This window comes from Serratia sp. OLAL2, from assembly GCF_002752475.1.
Lineage (GTDB): Bacteria > Pseudomonadota > Gammaproteobacteria > Enterobacterales > Enterobacteriaceae > Serratia > Serratia bockelmannii.
On the sequence record NZ_MSTL01000007.1, the window covers coordinates 109,499 to 126,810 of the forward strand.

Consider the following 17,312-nt stretch of genomic DNA (forward strand, 5'->3'; position numbering starts at 1 on the left):
CTTGGCGTGTCCGCCATCCGCAAGGCTCAAGGTAAGGGGGGGCTGAACAATGTCCGATAACACCATCAACGCCGCTCCGGCTCAGCGCACTCAGCTGCGTAAAACCCTGACATTAGTTCCGGTAGTGATGATGGGCTTGGCTTACCTGCAGCCAATGACCATTTTCGATACCTTCGGCATCGTATCCGGTTTGACCGATGGTCACGTCGCGACCGCGTACGCCTTCGCTCTGCTGGCGATCCTGTTTACCGCCCTGAGCTATGGCAAGCTGGTGAAGAAATTCCCTTCCGCCGGTTCCGCCTACACCTACGCCCAGAAAGCCATCAGCCCGCACGTCGGCTTTATGGTGGGCTGGTCATCGCTGCTGGACTACCTGTTCATGCCGATGATCAACATTTTGCTGGCCAAGATTTACCTGGAAGCGATCTTCCCGGGCGTACCGTCCTGGATCTTCGTGGCGGTGCTGGTCGGCTTGATGACGATTTTCAACCTGCGCGGCATCAAGCTGGTGGCTAACCTGAACTCCATCATCGTGGTGGTGCAGGTGGCGATCATGATCGTGTTCCTCGGCCTGGTGATCAACGGCATTTACCACGGCGAAGGCGCTGGTACGCTGGTCAGCAGCCGCCCGTTCTGGTCCGATAACGCCCACGTGGTGCCGATGATTACCGGCGCGACCATCCTGTGCTTCTCGTTCCTGGGCTTCGACGGCATCAGCTCGCTGTCCGAAGAGACCAAAGACGCGGAAAAAGTGATCCCGAAAGCCATCTTCCTGACGGCGCTGATCGGCGGCATCATCTTTATCGTGGTGTCTTACTTCGTGCAGCTGTACTTCCCGGACATCTCGCGCTTCAAGGATCCGGACGCCTCACAGCCTGAAATCATGCTGTACGTGGCGGGCAAGTTCTTCCAGTCGGTGATCCTGGTGTTCTCCTGCGTGACGGTATTGGCGTCGGGCATGGCGGCGCACGCGGGCGTTTCGCGTCTGATGTACGTGATGGGCCGCGACGGCGTGTTCCCGACTCGCTTCTTCGGCTATGTGCATCCGAAGTGGCGTACCCCGGCGCTGAACGTGCTGCTGGTAGGCGCCATCGCGTTGTCCGCGGTGTCGTTTGACCTGGTGACCGCGACCGCGCTGATCAACTTCGGTGCGCTGGTGGCCTTCACCTTCGTTAACCTGTCGGTGATCTCGCAGTTCTATATTCGCGACAAGATGAACCGCACCGTGAAGGACACATTTAACTACCTGATCCTGCCGGTGATGGGCGCACTGACCGTCGGCGCGCTGTGGATCAACCTGGAAGCCAGCTCGATGACGCTGGGCCTGGTTTGGGCGGCCATCGGTTTGATCTACCTGGCCTTCGTCACCCGCAGCTTCCGTCTGCCGGTGCCGCAAGCGAGCGAAGACGCCGCCTAAGCGCGAGCCGTCTCCTCAGCCACAAAAAAGGCCGCTTTCGCGGCCTTTTCCTTTTCTGCTTGCTGCGGGGTTTATCCCACCAACTCTTTGCCGTAATCGAACAGCGCTTTCAACAGGGCGGTTTTCTCTTTGTCGCCTTCGTGCAGGTTATACAGCGATTCGAGCTGCAGCAGGTAACTCTGCACGCGCTCTGCGCTGAGCGCTTCCTGGCGGTGTTGCAGCCAGCGACGCTGCTCGGCGTCGTCCAGCGTATTCGGGTAGTTGCGCGCGCGGAAGCGGAACAGCAGCTCTTTCATGCGGCCGTCGCTGAAGGCCAGATCCAGCGCCGGCAGGTTCTGCGGTTTGGTCTGCTGGATAATCCTCATCGCCGCCTTGTCGGCGTCGCTGAAGAAACCGTCGTACAAGCGGGCGTCGACGTCGTCGGCGCCTTTGAACGGCTCGGCTTCGGCGAACAGCGCGACCACTTTCTCGCGCACTTCCGGATGCTGTTTCAGCAGCTGCAGATTTTGCAGACACGCCTGACGATCGATGCCCAGCCGCTCGGCATTCTCCGGCAGCAGGGTTTTGGCCGGCGCCAGCACCGGGCATTTGTTGATGTGCACCAGCTTGATCGGCACCGGTGCCTGATCCGGCGCCAGATCGTCACGGCGGGTATACAGCCGTTCACGCAGCTGCTCGGCGCTCAGCGTCAACAGCGGCGTCATGTCGCCGGCCAGATCGCACATGATCACCGCGTTCTTGTTGTCCGGGTGCCAGGCCAGCGGCGACACCCAGCTGGTATTGCCGCGCGCCGCGCCGAACATGCCGGAGACGTGCACCAACGGCGTCATGTCGGCGACGTCGATCAGGGCGTTCAGCTTGTGCTTGTTGCGGTGCTGCAGCAGGAAATCGAACAGCCGCGGCTGTGCCTGTTTGACCAGCTTGGCCATGGCGATGGTGGCGTAAACGTCCGACATCGCGTCGTGAGCCTGCGAGTGCTCGACGCCGTTGGCGCGCGTCAGATGTTCCAGGCGGAAGCTGGGGAAACCGTCTTCGTTTTCCGGCCAAACGATGCCGTCCGGGCGCAGAGCGTAGCAGGCGCGCATCACATCCAGCAGATCCCAGCGCGAGTTGCCGTTTTGCCAGCTGTAGGCGTAGGGATCGTAGAAGTTGCGATAGAAGATATTGCGGCTCACTTCGTCATCGAAGCGGATGTTGTTGTAACCGAGAATGCAGGTGCCGGCCACGCTGAAGGCCTGATGGATTTGGCGGGTGAACTCGGCCTCGTTAACCCCTTTGGCACGCGCCACCTGCGGCGTGATGCCGGTGATCATCACCGCCTCGGGTTCCGGCAGGTAGTCATCGGCCGGGGCGCAGTAGATGACCAGCGGCTCTTCGATAATGTTGAAATCCATATCGGTGCGCACGCCGGCGAACTGCGCCGGGCGGTCCAGCGACGGGCTCTTGCCGAAGGTCTCGTAATCGTGGATATAAAATGTGGCCGGTGCCTTGCTGCTCAAAATCGCGTCTCTTCAGTGGCGGATACAATATGCCTCTATTGTAACGGCGTAGGGAGCGATGCCAAGCGGCGGTTAGCGAAATGCGCGCAATTACGCACGGCGATAGAAATCCAGCCGCTGGTGAAAGTAGGGGAGCAGGTGGTCGGGGATCTGTCGTTCTGTTTCCGCCTGGGTCGAAGCGATGCCGTAGCGCTCGTTGTAGATCACGCTGATGGCCAGCAAATCGGCTTCTATTTTCTCGCGTTGCGCCTGCGGTAAGCTATCCAGCTTTCGAACCATCGTTATCTCCCTGTTAACCTTAGGGTATAATAGGATCGTTAGCGGGTCTTGTCCCTACCCATTCCGAGGGGAGGTGGACGCCTGCGCGCTTTGCTTCGAGCTGGGGGCCAGACTGTGGCGCGCGGCGAACTCGCTCTGCGCCTGGTGCGCATTGAGGCGATCTGCCCGGTTATACAGCGAACAGGCGCCGCTTATCACCGCCCCCCAAAACAGGGTGCACAGCAGTAAAACCCCCAACCAGATTTTTTGGTTATAGGTCATAGGTCCTCCACGGACGAGAAGAGAAATAACATTGACCGTTAAATTAAATCAGGCACTACATCAATGGTATTTAAACGGCAGAGATTAATCATCCAATCTACGCGCTTCTTTTGTTACTAAAGCCACGATGGATGTTTCAAAAGATTCCTTAAGATAATATTAAGAGAAGTGATTCTGGGCGCCGTAATTCTATTTAATATTTGTTTAAATATCCGCAGATACAATCTCCCACATTCAATACCAATGTGGGTGACAATGATGAAAACGCTACTGTTAACCGGCGCTACCGGCTTTCTCGGTGGTGCAGTTCTTGAAAAATTATTGATTGAAAATCAGTCCATTAATTATCTTTTACTGGTGCGCGCCGATGATGCGCAGCAAGGATTGGCCCGTATTCGCACGAATATGGAAAAGTTTAATATCGACGCGAATCTGCTGTCTAAAATTACGATAGAAAATATATTGTTGGGCGACCTTTCCGAGCCGGCCGAATTTTTAACTGACGCACGTATTAACAATGTCACGCACGTTATTAACTGTGCGGCCGTTGCTTCATTTGGTAATAACCCGCTCATTTGGAAGGTAAACGTAGAAGGCACCCTGGCCTTTGCCGAAAGAATGGCGCAGGTGCCGGGATTAAAACGCTTTCTGCATGTTGGTACCGCCATGTCCTGTTCCCCGGAACCGGGTTCGCTGGTGGCGGAGAGCGGCGAATTTGAGGAAGATGCCGAGCATCTGGTGGAATATACGCGTTCCAAATCCACCATCGAACAGCTGATGCGCCAACGCTGCCCGCAAATGCCGCTGACCATCGCTCGTCCGTCGATTGTCGTGGGCCACACCCGCCTGGGCTGCCAGCCTTCCAGCAGCATTTTCTGGGTGTTTGGCATGGCGCTGATGCTGCGCAAGTTTATGTGCTCGCTGCAGGACAATATCGACGTGATCCCGGTGGACTACTGTGCGGATGCGCTGGTGATGCTGATGAACAGCGAAACGCTGGAGAACGACGTTTATCACATCTCCGCCGGTGAAGAGCGCAGCGTCAGCTTTGCCGAAATCGACCGCGCCATGGCGGCAGCGCTGGAAAAAGCGCCGGTGGGCGATGAGTATGCGCAGGTGACGTATGACGCGTTGGTGAAAATGCGCCGTCAGCTGAAAGACATTTTCGGCCCGTGCAACGAGCGGCTGATGCTGAAGGCGATGCGCCTGTACGGCTCGTTCGCCATGCTCAACGTGCGTTTCAGCAACGAGAAGATCCTCAAGCTGGGCATGCCGAAACCGCCGCGCTTCACCGACTACATCGCCGGTTGCGTGCAGTCGACTCGCGGGTTGTCTATCCAGCAGCAGATGGTGGTGGACTTCAAATAACCGCCGGGCGCAGCGGGCGCCCGAGGTTGCTCTGCTACCAGGACGAAGAGGACCAGAAGACGCGGCCGAGCACCACCAGTTGCTCCTTGCGCTGCTGATAGCTGAGATGCTCGTCCTGGTACTCTTCACGGTTGAGGGAGCGGATGATGACGCCGCCGTCCGGTTGCTCGATCAGCACCTTCACCCGCAGCAAATTGCCGTGGCGGATGGCGTAGGTCTTGCCCTCGCGGATGCGCGTGTCGTCGGTGTTGATGCCGACCACGTCGCCATCCTGCAGACGCGGTTCCATGCTGGAGCCGGAGATGCGGATAATGCGCGCGGCGTTGACCGCCACCCCCATCTTGTGCAGATAGTAACGGCGGAAGATCAGCGAAAACTCCTCGCGATCGACGATTTCGTAGCAGCCGTCGCCGGCGGAAAAATCAATATCCAGCAGCGGGATCTCCACAAACTCTTCCTTGTCCTGTTCGGTATCTTCCCATACCACCGGTTTTAAACGGGCGGGCTGGAAGTCCGACTCCGCCGCCACGTTGTCAAACGGGCGCACCAGCTGCTTTTCATGAAACACGTCGAACCAGCCCTTGGGCAAATTCAGCTTGGCCTCGATCCGCCTGGCCAGATTGTCGCCAAGATTGCGGGAGGATTTCTCCCCGATGATTTGGCTCAGCGTTGGCGCGGAAGACTCAACCAGCGTGGCGAATTCATTCTGGTTGACGCCTTGCCGGGCGTAGCGGGCCATCAATTCGCGCAGATTGTTGCGCCTGATTTCTTTAGTTTCCATCGTGCAATGATCGCACTCTTTAGCAAAAAGGTAAATAACGATTTTGCTAAAAAACACTTGCGCATGATTTAGCAATTAGCTAAAACAAAAAGGGTGAGCCAAGGGTTCACCTGTGCGGGGCGGCCTGTCATGATGAGGGGCCGCTCAGTGAAATCAAACGAGAGAGGGACTTTACGATGTACAAGATTGATTACAATAGCTACCGATCGGTCGCCAGCTTCGGCCACCGCGTGCGTTTTCTGGTGCTGCACTACACGGCGCAAAACTTCGCCGACTCGGTGAAGTCGTTGACCGGAAAATCGGTCAGCGCGCACTATCTGGTGCCGGATCCGACTGAGGCCACCTATCAGGCCGCCGGCTTTAGCGGCGTGCGCATTTTCAACCTGGTGGACGAGAACGAGCGCGCCTGGCATGCCGGCACCAGCCAGTGGGGCACCCGCAGCAATATCAACGACACCTCGATCGGCATCGAGATCGTTAACCTGGCGAGCGGCGACGGTGGAAACATCACCTTCCCGCCGTTCAATCCGCAGCAGATCGAGGCGGTCACCCAGCTGGCGCAGAACATCCTGCAGCGTTATCCGGACATCTCGCCGGTGAACGTGGTGGCGCACTCCGATATCGCGCCGGGCCGCAAGAGCGATCCGGGCCCGCAGTTCCCGTGGCAGCAGCTGTATCAGGCCGGCGTCGGCGCCTGGTATGACGAAGCGACCAAGCAGCAGCGCCAGCAGGAATACTGCAGCCAGGGCCTGCCGGCGCAGGCCGATTTGCTGAAACTGTTCGCCCAATATGGCTACGACACCTCGGCGGCGAACACCGCAGAAGGCTATCGCCAGCTGGTGCGCGCGTTCCAGCTGCACTTCCGTCAGCAGAAGTATGACGGCGTGATGGATGTCGAAACCGCCGCCGTTCTGCGCGCGCTGGTCGACAAGTACGCCGCCTGAGCCTGACCGCGAATGGGGGACGCCTCATTCGCCTTTTCCTCGCCGGGCTTCCTCCGCTAAAATAGCGGCCTGGCTGGTCTTTATCGGAGGCATTGTGCGCCTCGATCGAAAAATCTCTTCCCTTGAACTGCTGACCTATCGCCACTACCGCATCGTACACGGCGTGCGCATCGGGCTGGCGTTTATTCTGACCTTTCTGCTGATCCGCCTGCTGGCGGTGCCCGAAGGCACCTGGCCGCTGATCACCCTGGTGGTGGTGATGGGGCCGATCTCGTTTTGGGGCAACGTGCTGCAGCGGGCGCTGCAACGCATTGCCGGCACGGTGTTCGGCGCCGCGTCCGGCCTGATCGCCCTGTATCTGGAACTCTATTCGCTGCCGCTGATGCTGGCTTGGTGCGGCGTGGTGATGTTCGTCTGCGGTTACCTGACGCTCGGCAAACGGCCGTATATGGCGCTGCTGGTGGGGATCACGCTGGCGGTGGTATGCGGCGCGGGCGCCGGTGACATGCACACCGCGCTGTGGCGCAGCGGCGACGTGATCTTCGGTTCGCTGCTGGCGCTGCTGTTCACCAGCATCTACCCACAGCGCGCCTACATTCTGTGGCGCATGCAAATGGCGGACTGCCTGCAAACCGCCGCCCGCCTCTACGGCGCGTATTTTTCGCCGAACGTCATTGAGCGGCCGCGGCTGGAGCCGCAGCTCAAGGATCTGTTGAATCAGGTGGTGAAGCTGCGCAGCCTGATCGTGCCCGCCAGCAAGGAAACCCGCATCCCCAAAGCGGTGTTCGAGGCGGTGCAAACCCTCAGCCGCAATTTGGTGTGTACACTGGAGCTGATGGCCGACGCCTACTGGGCCTCGCGCGAAACGCACTTCATCATGTTGAACGCGCGCACGCTGCGCAGTACCCAACTGCTGACGCTGAGCTCGCTGGAATCGCTGGCGGTGCTGATGCGCGAAGGGCCGCAGGCGCAGCGGCAGGCGGTGGCGGGGCAGCTGGCGGAGATCGCCGGCGAGCTGAAAACGCTGATGCAGGAGGTCAGCCTCGGCCAGCACGGCGAAGCGCCGATTTACGGCTACGTTTGGCTCAGCATGGAGCTGGCGCAGCAGTTGGAAGAGTTGGGGGATCTGCTCCAGGTTTGTACCGCCGCCGGGCGTGAATAGGGGGTCAGATCATGAAGGCGGCGCTTTGGGTTTTGGCCGCCGGGGCAAAGTGGGTAAGATAAGGCAATCACTGTTGTGCCGGACCGCCACAAACCTGTATCTTGGTGCCATGTGGCCGTAAGCAAATGAATCTGTGTATTACTAAAGCAAGGGTATAAAGATGGATAATGCAAATAAGCCGAGTTTCCAGGACGTGCTGGAGTTTGTGCGTATGTTCCGCCGCAAAAACAAACTGCAACGCGAGATCGTCGACAACGAAAAGAAAATTCGTGATAACCAGAAGCGCGTGCTGCTGCTCGACAACCTGAGCGAGTACATCAAGCCCGGCATGAGCATTGAAGACATTCAGGGCATCATCGCCAACATGCGCAGCGACTACGAAGATCGCGTTGATGACTACATCATCAAAAATGCCGATCTGTCCAAAGAGCGCCGCGAGCTGTCCAAAAAGCTGAAAGCGATGGGCGAAGTGAAGTAACCCGCTTTATCGGGCCGGGTGCGATGCCTGGCCCGCATTCCTGCCAATCATCTTCTTCCCGCCGTTTCGAGCATCTCCCGATCCTCATCGATCCTTTAAATGGGATCGCGATCCGCATTTGTAGCATTTTTAGCCGCAATGTTAACGAACTGTGATTTTGCTCAAACAATTATTTTTGCAGCTTTGGTTATATGTCGATCAATGTTCACGTTGTCATTTTGAGTTTCTGGGATGTGTGATGATTAATTCATTGAAATTTATCATGTTGTTTCGTTACTTGTTTTTTGTTGGATAAAAATGACAACGTCAACATTAAGAAAATTCAAGCGTTTAACGAGTGTATTGGAGGAAGAGATGAGCCAGTTGCCGGAAAAAATGCGCGCGGTCGTTTGCCACGGCCCGCAGGATTATCGTTTCGAACAGGTGCCTACGCCGCTGCCGAAGGCGCGCGAGCTGGTGATCAAGGTGGAAGGCTGCGGCATCTGCGCCGGCGACTGCAAATGCAAGAACGGCGCGCAGATGTTTTGGGGGGAGAACCCGTGGGTCAAACCGCCGGTGGTGCCGGGGCATGAGTTCTACGGCCGCATCGCCGCGCTGGGCGAGGGCGCGGAAGGCAAATACCGGATCGGCGAGCGGGTGATCGCCGAGCAGATCGTGCCTTGCTGGGAGTGCCGCTACTGCAAATCCGGCAGCTATTGGATGTGTGAGACGCATAACATTTACGGCTTCCAAAAAGACGTGGCGGAGGGCGGCATGGCGGAGTACATGCGTTTTTCCGAGAACGCCATCGTGCACAAGATCCCGGAAAGCCTGAGCCATGAAGACGCGGTACTGATTGAGCCGATGGCCTGCGCCATTCACACCGTGGCGCGCGGCGACATCCAGCTGGACGACGTGGTGGTGCTGGCCGGCGCCGGGCCGCTGGGGCTGTGCATGGTGCAGGTGGCGCGCCTGAAAACGCCGAAGAAACTGATCGTGATCGACGCCATCGACGAGCGGCTGGCGCTGGCGAAGGAGTTCGGCGCCGACGTGGTGATCAACCCGCTGAAGGAGGACGCCGACCAGATCGTCAAATCGCTGACCGGCGGCTACGGCTGCGACGTGTACATCGAGGCCACCGGCGCGCCGATCGGCGTCACCCAGGGGTTGCAGATGATCCGCAAGCTGGGCCGCTTCGTGGAGTTCAGCGTGTTCGGTAAGGAAACCACCGTCGATTGGTCCATCATCGGCGATCGCAAAGAGCTGGACATTCGCGGCGCGCACCTGGCGCCCTACAGCTACGAAATCGCCATCGATCTGTTCGAGCGCGGGCTGGTGACTTCCAACGGCGTGGTCACCCACAGCTATTCATTGAACGACTGGGACGAAGCCTTCGCCCTGGCGGACTCGACCGACTCCATCAAGGTGATCCTGGTTCCCTGACCCTCCCGCCGTACCGCTGTTGCAGTCACGATCGCCGGCCCATCCGCAATGGGGGGCCGGCCGGTCGGCCAAACGTAAAGACATGCTGTTGCTCTGATAACCACAACAAGAAGCTTCCCTACAGGAGAATTGGCTATGTTTTCATTATTCAAAAAGACCCTGCCTTTTATCGTCGCCGGTGGAATGTTGGCGGCCAGCCATGGGGCGCTGGCCAAGCAAATCACTATCGGTATGTCGTTCCAGGAAATGAACAACGACTACTTCGTCACCATGAAGCAGGCGCTGGATCAGGCGGCGGCGGATATCGGCGCCAAGGTGTACGTGGCCGATGCGCGCCATGACGTCGCCAAACAGATCGGCGACGTGGAAGACATGCTGCAGAAGAAGGTGGATATCCTGCTGATCAACCCGACCGATTCGGTGGGGGTGCAGTCGGCGGTGATCTCCGCCCATAAGGCCGGCGCGGTGGTGGTAGCAATCGACGCGCAGGCGGAAGGGCCGCTGGATTCGTTCGTCGGCTCGGAAAACTACGACGCCGGCTTCCAGGCGGGCGAGTACCTGGCGAAAGCGCTGGGCGGCAAAGGCAAGGTGGCGATCCTCGACGGCATCCCGGTGGTGCCGATCCTGGAGCGCGTGCGCGGCTTTGAAGCGGCGATGAAAAAATACCCCGACATCAAGATCGTCACCAAGCAAAACGGCAAGCAGGAGCGTGACACCGCGCTGACCGTGACCGAAAACATGCTGCAGTCGGCGCCGGATCTGGCGGGCATTTTCAGCGTCAACGACGTCGGCGCGCTCGGCGCCCTGGCGGCGATCGAAAGCAACGGCGCCAAGGTCAAGCTGGTGAGCGTCGACGGCCAGCCGGAAGCCATCAAAGAGATCCTCAAGCCGAACTCGCCGTTCATCGCCACTTCGGCGCAGTTCCCGCGCGACCAGCTGCGCATTGCGCTCGGCATTGCGCTGGCCCGCTACTGGGGCGCCACGGTGCCGAAAACCGTGCCGGTCAAAGTGAAGCTGATCGACCGCAGCAATGCGGCCGGCTTTAGCTGGTAACAGCGGCCGGGTTCGCCCCGCTGCGGCGGGGCGTTCGGCGCGGAGGGCAATGCGGTGACACCTTTACTGGAACTGAAGCGAATAAAAAAGAGCTTTCCCGGCGTGAAGGCGCTGGACGGCATCGATTTGGCCATTCAACGCGGCGAGGTGCACGCCCTGCTGGGCGAAAACGGCGCCGGCAAATCGACGCTGGTGAAAATCATGTGCGGTATCTATCAGCCGGACGAGGGCGATATTTTTATCGACGGCGAGCAGCGCCGCTTTAACAACTATCGCCAGGCGATCGAGGCCGGGGTCGGCATTATTTTTCAGGAATTCTCGTTGATTCCCTACATGAGCGCCATCGACAACATCTTCCTCAACCGGGAGATCAGGAACCGCTGGGGCCTGCTGGATCGGCGTGCGATGCGGCGCAAGGCCGAGGCCATTTTCAAGCGGCTGACGGTGGCTATCGATCTCGATTGCCCGGTGGAGCAGCTGAGCGTAGCGCAGCAGCAGTTCGTTGAAATTGCCAAGGCGCTGTCGCTGGAGGCGCGGGTGCTGGTGCTGGACGAACCGACCGCCACGCTGACGCCGGGCGAGGCCGAGCACCTGTTCAGCGTGATGAACGATCTGCGGCTGCTGGGTGTCGGCATGGTGTTTATCTCGCACCACCTGGACGAGATCTTCACCATCTGCGATCGCATCACCGTGCTGCGCGACGGCGCCTACATCGAAACGCTGGCCACCGGCGACACCAACGTGGAAGAGCTGGTGCGGCTGATGGTCGGGCGCAAAATCGAAAACGCTTTCCCGGTGAAACAGCACCCGGTCGATACCGCGACGGTGCTGCTGGAGGCGGAGATCCAGCGCGAGAAGCACGGCGCGACCGACCGTTTCCGGCTGCACAAGGGCGAGATCCTTGGCTTCGCCGGGCTGGTGGGCTCCGGGCGCACCGAGACCGTCTCGGCGCTGATCGGTGCCAGCCGCTGCCACCGCAAACGCGTCAGCCTCGGCGGCCAACCGGCGGCGCTGCGCTCTCCGGCGCAGGCGCTGGCGCAGGGCATCGGCCTGCTGCCGGAGAGCCGCAAAACCGAGGGCCTGGTGCTGCCGTTCTCGGTGGCGCAGAACATCACCCTCAATCGGCACCACCGGCGCGGCAAGATCTTCGTCAGCGCCCGCAAGGATCGCGACGTGGTGCAGCGGCTGATCCGCGCCGTGGGCGTGAAAACCCCGGACGCCGAGACCGCCGTCAGCACCCTGAGCGGCGGCAACCAGCAGAAGGTGGTGATCGCCCGCTGGCTCAACAACGACTGCAACATCTTGATCTTTGACGAACCGACGCGCGGCATTGACGTGGGCGCCAAGGCCGAGATCTACCAGCTGATGCAGCAACTGACCCAGCAGGGCATCTCCATCATCATGATTTCCTCCGAACTGCCGGAGATCATCGGCGTGTGCGACCGCGTGCTGGTGTTTCGCGGCGGCCACATCGTTGCCGAGCTGACCGGCGACGACATCGAATCCAACCACATCATGCTTCACGCGACCGGGAGTGCCCTATGATCGGAATTGAACAACCCGCCGTGGCGCGCCGCGCCGCCGGCCCCGGCCTCGGCAAGCGCTGGGAAAAACTGCTGCATCACCCGGCGGTCTTGCCGTTTATCGGCTTCGCTGTCTTGTTCGTATTGATGAGCCTGCTGAACGACAGCTTCCTCAGCGTCAACAACCTGACCAACGTGGCGCGCCAGGTGTCTATCAACGCCATCATCGCGGTGGGCATGACCTGCGCCATCCTGACCGGCGGTATCGATCTCTCGGTGGGGCCGGTGATGGCGCTGGCCGGCTCGGTCGCCGCCGGGCTGATGCTGGCGGCGGTGCCCATTCCGCTGGCGATGGTGGCGGCGCTGGCGGTCGGCGCGCTGTTCGGCCTGGCCAACGGCGCCTGCATCGCCTACCTGCGCATGCCGCCGATCATCGTCACCCTGGCGTCGATGGGCATCGCCCGCGGCCTGGCGCTGCTCTATACCGGCGGCTACCCAATCTCCGGCCTGCCCGACGTCTTCTCGTTCTTCGGCCGCGGCACGGTGCTGGGCATTCAGGTGCCGATCCTGATCATGCTCGGCGTGTACGTGCTGGCCTGGCTGATGCTCAACCAGCTGCCGTTCGGCCGCTACGTCTACGCGATGGGTGGCAACGAAGAGGCGGCGCGCCTGAGCGGCATCCGCGTGCCGCGCTACAAGATGCTGGTGTACGTGATCAGCGGCCTGACCGCCGCGCTGGCCGGGCTGGTGCTGACCTCGCGCCTGATGAGCGGGCAGCCCAACGCCGGCGAAGGCTTCGAGCTGGACGCTATCGCCGCCGTAGTGCTGGGCGGGGCGGCGATCTCCGGCGGGCGCGGCGCCATCGTCGGCACGCTGGTGGGGGCGATGATGCTCGGGGTGCTCAACAACGGCCTCAATCTGATGAACGTGTCGCCGTATATCCAGAACGTGGTGAAGGGCGGCATCATCCTGGCCGCCATCTACCTCAGCTCTGTGCGGCGCAAATAGGAGGCGCGATGTCAGTCTTTCTTGGCATAGACGTCGGCGGCACGGTGATCAAGGCTGGGCTGTATCGGGCAAGCGGCGAAGAGCTGGCGATCGCCGAGCGCGACGGCGCGGTGATTGCCGCCCAGCCGGGCTTCAGCGAACGCAATATGGACGCGCTGTGGGATGACGTTTGCGCGGCGATCCGCCAGACGCTGCACGCGGCGGGGCTGGCGGCCGGGCAGGTGCGCGGCGTCAGTTTCTCGGCGCACGGCAAAGGGCTGTACGCCATCGACCGCCACGGCAAACCGGTCGGCAACGGCATCCTCTCTTCGGACAACCGCGCGGCGGCCACGGCGGCTGAGCTGCGCCGCACCGGCGTGGACGCGCAGACCTACCCGCGCAGCCTGCAGCCGCTGTGGCCCAGCCACCCGGCGCTGCTGCTGCGCTGGCTGAAGCAGCAGCAACCGGCGCAGTACGCCGCTGTCGATCGCATCCTGATGGCGCACGACTACCTGCGCTTTCGCCTCACCGGCGAGGCGGCGGCCGAGGTGACCAACATCTCCGGCAGCAACCTGTTTAACCAGCACAGCGGCGCTTACGATCCGGCGCTGATGGCGGCCTTCGGCATCGAAGAGGCGCAGGAGAAGACCGCGCCAACGATCGGCTCGGCGCAGCTGGCCGGGCGGGTGACGGCCTCTGCGGCGGCGCAGTGCGGCCTGCGAACGGGCACTGCGGTGTACGGCGGCCTGTTCGACGTGGTGGGCGCGGCGCTCAGCTCCGGCGTGGCCGACGATCGCACGCTCAGCGCGGTGGCGGGCACCTGGTCGATCGCCACCTGCGTGACCGAGCGCATCATTCCCGCCGATTACCCCTATGCCTGGGGGCGCTACTGCATCGACGGCCGCTATTTCGTGCACGAAGGCAGCCCGACCTCGGCCGGCAACCTGGCCTGGTTCCTGCGCCAGTTCTGCGCCGACGACCGGCAGCGCTACGCCCAGTTCAACGCCTGGGTGGCCGAGCGCCGCGAGCAGCCGAGCGGGCTGCTGTTCCTGCCTTATCTGTATGGCTCCAACCTCGGCGGCAACACGCCGGGCGGGCTGATCGGCCTGAGCGCCCACCACGAGATGGCGGACGTGGTGCAGGCGATCTACCAGGGCATCGTGTTCTCGCACCTGATCCATCAGGAGCGCATGGTGCAGCTGAACCCGCGCATCGAACGGGTGCGCATGACCGGCGGGCCGACGCAGTCCGAGGTCTGGATGCAGATGTACGCCGACGCCGGCAACCTGCCGCTCGAGGTGGTGGAAACGCGCCAGAGCGGCTGCCGCGCCGCCGCTCTGTGCGCCGCCGTCGGCGCCGGGGAGTACGCCGGGTTCGCCGAAGCGATCGCCGCCGCGCCGCCCAAGCTGCGCTGTTATTATCCCGCGACCGCCGCCCACCGGCGCCTGCGCGCCCAGCAGGCGCGCTATCTGGCGGTCGCTCAGGCTTTGAGTGAGGTGACTGATGCAAACGACTAACGCCGCCTGTCTGGGGCTGTATGAAAAGGCGCTGCCCGCCGATCTGAGCTGGCCGCAGCGGCTGGCCACCGCCGCCGAGCTGGGCTTTGAGTTCGTAGAGATGTCGATCGACGAACAGCCGGCGCGCCAGCAGCGGCTGGATTGGGATCGCCGCCAGCGGCTGGCGTTTATCCAGGCGCGACTCGACAGCGGGGTGACGGTGCCGAGCCTGTGCCTGTCGGCGCACCGGCGCGACCCGTTCGGCAGCGCCGACGCCGCCACCCGCGAGCGGGCGCGGGTGCTGATGAGCAAAGCGCTGGAACTGGCGACGGATCTCGGCATCCGCAACATCCAACTGGCGGGTTACGACATCTATTACGAACCGGCCGATCGCCACAGCCGCGAACGCTTTATCGAGGGCATGCAGTGGGCGGCGGCGCAGGCCGCCAGAGCGCAGGTGATGCTGTCGGTGGAGGTGATGGACACGCCGTTCATCAACAGCATCAGCAAATGGCGCGACATCGCCCGCCACGTCAACAGCCCGTGGTTCACGGTGTATCCCGATCTCGGCAACCTCAGCGCCTGGGGCAACGACGTCGCCGCCGAGCTGGCGCTGGGCATCGGCAGCATCACTGCCGTGCACCTCAAAGACACCGTCGCGGTGGGGCCGGGCAGCGCCGGGCAGTTCCGCGACGTGCCGTTCGGCGAAGGCTGCGTGGATTTCGCCCACGCCTTTTCCGTGCTCAACGCGCTCGGCTATCGCGGCCCCTACCTGCTGGAGATGTGGGCGCGCGAAGACGGGCAGGACAAGCAACGTATCGCCCAGGCCAAGGCCTGGATCGAACAACAGATGAATGAGGGAGGCATCGCATGCTGAACGAACTCAAGCGGCAGGTGCTGGCCGCCAACCTTAGCCTGCCGGCATACGGGCTGGTGACCTTTACCTGGGGAAACGTCTCGGCGATCGACCGCCAGAGCGGGCTGGTGGTGATCAAGCCTTCGGGCATCGCCTACGAGGCGATGACGCTGGAGGATCTGGTGGTGGTGGATCTGGAGGGCAAGGTGCGCGAAGGGCACCGCAAACCTTCATCCGACACCGCCACCCACCTGGCGCTGTACCGCGCCTTCGCCGATATCGGCGGCGTGGTGCACACCCACAGCCGCAATGCCACCATCTGGGCGCAGGCCGGGCAGCCGATCCCGGCGCTGGGCACCACCCACGCCGACTACTTTTACGGCGACATTCCCTGCACCCGGCCGATGAGCGAGGCGGAAATCGCCGGCGATTACGAGGGGGAAACCGGTAAGGTGATCATCGAGACCTTCAATCAGGCTGGGCGCGATCCGCAGCAGGTGCCGGGAGTATTGGTCTATTCCCACGGCCCGTTCGCCTGGGGCAAGGACGCGGCGGATGCGGTGCACAACGCGGTGGTGCTGGAAGAGGTGGCGATCATGGCGATGGCGACGCGCCAGCTGGCGCCGGCCATCGCCCCGATGCAGCCGGAGCTATTGGACAAACATTTCCTGCGCAAGCACGGCAAACACGCTTACTACGGGCAATAGCGCCCGTCAGCGATTCAACAGCGAGCCGGTGAAGAACTCTCTGCGCACCGGCAGCTCGCCGCGCGGGCTGTGAATGGCGCTGAACAGCAGCTCCGCGGCGATCTCCCCCAGTTTTTGCGTATCGTGATACACCCCCGGAATGTGCAGGCCGTAAGCGCCGGCGCGCGGCGGTTCGTCTATCGAGAAGAACTTCACCTGCTGATAAAGCCCCATCTCGTGGCAAATGGCGATGGCGCCCAGCGTGATGATGCCGTTCAGGCCGATGATGTAATCCGGGCGGTTCTCCGGCTGCGCCAGATAGGCGCGCACTTCGCTTTCCTGCGAGGTGAAATCGTAGTCGCCGTTGATGATGTGAATCTCACGCCCGCTGCCCTGCAGCGCCGCGACGATGCCGGCGGTGCGCGTTAGCGTAATTTCGGAATCCGCCGGGCCGCCGATAATCAAAAGCTTCTGCTCCGGCTGTTCCGCCAGATAGCGCCCGGCCAGCACGCCGATCTCGCGGTTGTCGAGGAACACGCCGCTCAGCTGCTGATCGTAGAGATCGCGGTCGATCAGGATCAGCGGCACGCCGTACACCTCGGCCAGCTCGAGATAGGCGGGGCGGTAGCGCTTGTCGTCGCGCACCGCCGACAGCAGGATGCCGCGCGCCTTGTAGCCGAACAGCGCCTGAATGGCGCGCATTTCCGCCTCTTCGCTGCCGTCGGTGTCGAACAGCATGATCTGGTAGCCCTGCTGGCGCGCAATGCGCGACACGGTCTTGATCAGGCCGGAATAGAACGGGTTGTACATGCTGCTGGTGACGATGCCGATAATCTGGCTGCTGCTGCTTTTCAGCCCCTGCGCGAACGCATTGGGCACATAGTTCAGCTCTTTGGCGATGGCGTGAATGCGCTCGCGGGTTTCCGGCTTGACCAGCTCGGGCTTATTGAAGGCGCGGGAAACGGTGATATTGGTCACCCTGGCGCGGCGGGCGATATCCACGATAGTGGCATTGGGATTGGCTTTCGACACCGTCTTTCCTTGCGTTATGCCTCAACAGAGCCCTTATTGTAGGGAAAGGGCGGGGGCGGTGCTAGGGT

17 protein-coding genes are annotated in these 17,312 nt (G+C 61.5%); 12 read left to right on the plus strand and 5 right to left on the minus strand.

The features are described from left to right. Nucleotides 1-49: 49 nt before the first annotated feature. Nucleotides 50-1,417 (plus strand): APC family permease, encoded by a 1,368-nt coding sequence (locus BVU99_RS07475; RefSeq protein ID WP_025303526.1) that lies wholly within the window; start codon nt 50-52, stop codon nt 1,415-1,417. Nucleotides 1,418-1,488: 71 nt separating this feature from the next. Here BVU99_RS07475 and sbcB read toward each other — a convergent pair whose 3' ends face one another. The 3 genes from sbcB to BVU99_RS07490 all read right to left on the minus strand — a co-directional run bounded on the left by sbcB (nt 1,489) and on the right by BVU99_RS07490 (nt 3,456). Next, nucleotides 1,489-2,916, minus strand: a complete 1,428-nt coding sequence (sbcB, locus tag BVU99_RS07480) for an exodeoxyribonuclease I (protein ID WP_099817480.1) — start codon at nt 2,914-2,916, stop codon at nt 1,489-1,491. Between the two features lie 90 nt (nt 2,917-3,006). Further along, on the minus strand, nt 3,007-3,195 hold the full coding sequence (locus tag BVU99_RS07485; protein ID WP_025303524.1) for a DNA polymerase III subunit theta: 189 nt from the start codon (nt 3,193-3,195) through the stop codon (nt 3,007-3,009). Nucleotides 3,196-3,249: 54 nt separating this feature from the next. Next, complete coding sequence (locus tag BVU99_RS07490; RefSeq protein ID WP_043136378.1) at nt 3,250-3,456, minus strand: hypothetical protein; 207 nt, start codon at nt 3,454-3,456, stop codon at nt 3,250-3,252. 258 nt (nt 3,457-3,714) lie between these two features. Between BVU99_RS07490 and BVU99_RS07495 the strand changes: the two genes are divergently transcribed. Further along, nucleotides 3,715-4,824 (plus strand): SDR family oxidoreductase, encoded by a 1,110-nt coding sequence (locus BVU99_RS07495; RefSeq protein ID WP_025303522.1) that lies wholly within the window; start codon nt 3,715-3,717, stop codon nt 4,822-4,824. A 34-nt stretch (nt 4,825-4,858) separates the two neighbouring features. Here BVU99_RS07495 and BVU99_RS07500 read toward each other — a convergent pair whose 3' ends face one another. Next, entirely contained in the window at nt 4,859-5,605 is a 747-nt protein-coding gene (locus tag BVU99_RS07500; protein ID WP_033643785.1) for a helix-turn-helix transcriptional regulator, read from the minus strand. 176 nt (nt 5,606-5,781) lie between these two features. On the opposite strand from BVU99_RS07500, the gene BVU99_RS07505 reads away from it, so the two are divergent. The 10 genes from BVU99_RS07505 (at nt 5,782) to araD (ending at nt 16,233) form a co-directional block, all read left to right on the plus strand. After that, nucleotides 5,782-6,549, plus strand: a complete 768-nt coding sequence (locus BVU99_RS07505) for an N-acetylmuramoyl-L-alanine amidase (RefSeq protein ID WP_025303521.1) — start codon at nt 5,782-5,784, stop codon at nt 6,547-6,549. 94 nt (nt 6,550-6,643) lie between these two features. Next, complete coding sequence (locus tag BVU99_RS07510) at nt 6,644-7,711, plus strand: FUSC family protein (protein ID WP_025303520.1); 1,068 nt, start codon at nt 6,644-6,646, stop codon at nt 7,709-7,711. A 160-nt stretch (nt 7,712-7,871) separates the two neighbouring features. Beyond that, on the plus strand, nt 7,872-8,189 hold the full coding sequence (gene tmaR, locus BVU99_RS07515; protein ID WP_004935612.1) for a PTS system regulator TmaR: 318 nt from the start codon (nt 7,872-7,874) through the stop codon (nt 8,187-8,189). Nucleotides 8,190-8,543: 354 nt separating this feature from the next. After that, the gene (locus BVU99_RS07520; RefSeq protein WP_016927009.1) at nt 8,544-9,611 is read left to right on the plus strand and encodes an erythritol/L-threitol dehydrogenase; all 1,068 of its coding nucleotides are present in this window, start codon (nt 8,544-8,546) and stop codon (nt 9,609-9,611) included. A 135-nt stretch (nt 9,612-9,746) separates the two neighbouring features. Then, nucleotides 9,747-10,664 (plus strand): ABC transporter substrate-binding protein, encoded by a 918-nt coding sequence (locus tag BVU99_RS07525; protein ID WP_015378502.1) that lies wholly within the window; start codon nt 9,747-9,749, stop codon nt 10,662-10,664. A gap of 54 nt (nt 10,665-10,718) precedes the next feature. Further along, nucleotides 10,719-12,209 carry a sugar ABC transporter ATP-binding protein gene (locus tag BVU99_RS07530; RefSeq protein WP_099817481.1) on the plus strand — a complete coding sequence of 497 codons (1,491 nt, stop codon included), beginning with the start codon at nt 10,719-10,721 and terminating at the stop codon, nt 12,207-12,209. Next, entirely contained in the window at nt 12,206-13,195 is a 990-nt protein-coding gene (locus tag BVU99_RS07535) for a sugar ABC transporter permease (RefSeq protein WP_099817482.1), read from the plus strand. The genes BVU99_RS07530 and BVU99_RS07535 overlap by 4 nt, the downstream gene beginning before the upstream one ends. A gap of 8 nt (nt 13,196-13,203) precedes the next feature. Further along, nucleotides 13,204-14,691: an FGGY-family carbohydrate kinase gene (locus tag BVU99_RS07540; protein WP_099817483.1), complete on the plus strand. Its 1,488-nt coding sequence runs from the start codon at nt 13,204-13,206 to the stop codon at nt 14,689-14,691. Continuing rightward, on the plus strand, nt 14,678-15,547 hold the full coding sequence (locus BVU99_RS07545; protein ID WP_099817484.1) for an L-ribulose-5-phosphate 3-epimerase: 870 nt from the start codon (nt 14,678-14,680) through the stop codon (nt 15,545-15,547). Before BVU99_RS07540 ends, BVU99_RS07545 begins: the two co-directional genes overlap by 14 nt. Further along, nucleotides 15,541-16,233, plus strand: coding sequence for an L-ribulose-5-phosphate 4-epimerase (gene araD, locus BVU99_RS07550; RefSeq protein ID WP_033632583.1), 693 nt, complete (start codon nt 15,541-15,543; stop codon nt 16,231-16,233). Before BVU99_RS07545 ends, araD begins: the two co-directional genes overlap by 7 nt. Nucleotides 16,234-16,239: 6 nt before the next feature. On the opposite strand, the gene BVU99_RS07555 is transcribed toward araD, so the two are convergent. Then, entirely contained in the window at nt 16,240-17,244 is a 1,005-nt protein-coding gene (locus tag BVU99_RS07555; protein ID WP_021505897.1) for a LacI family DNA-binding transcriptional regulator, read from the minus strand. Between the last annotated feature and the right edge of the window lie 68 nt (nt 17,245-17,312).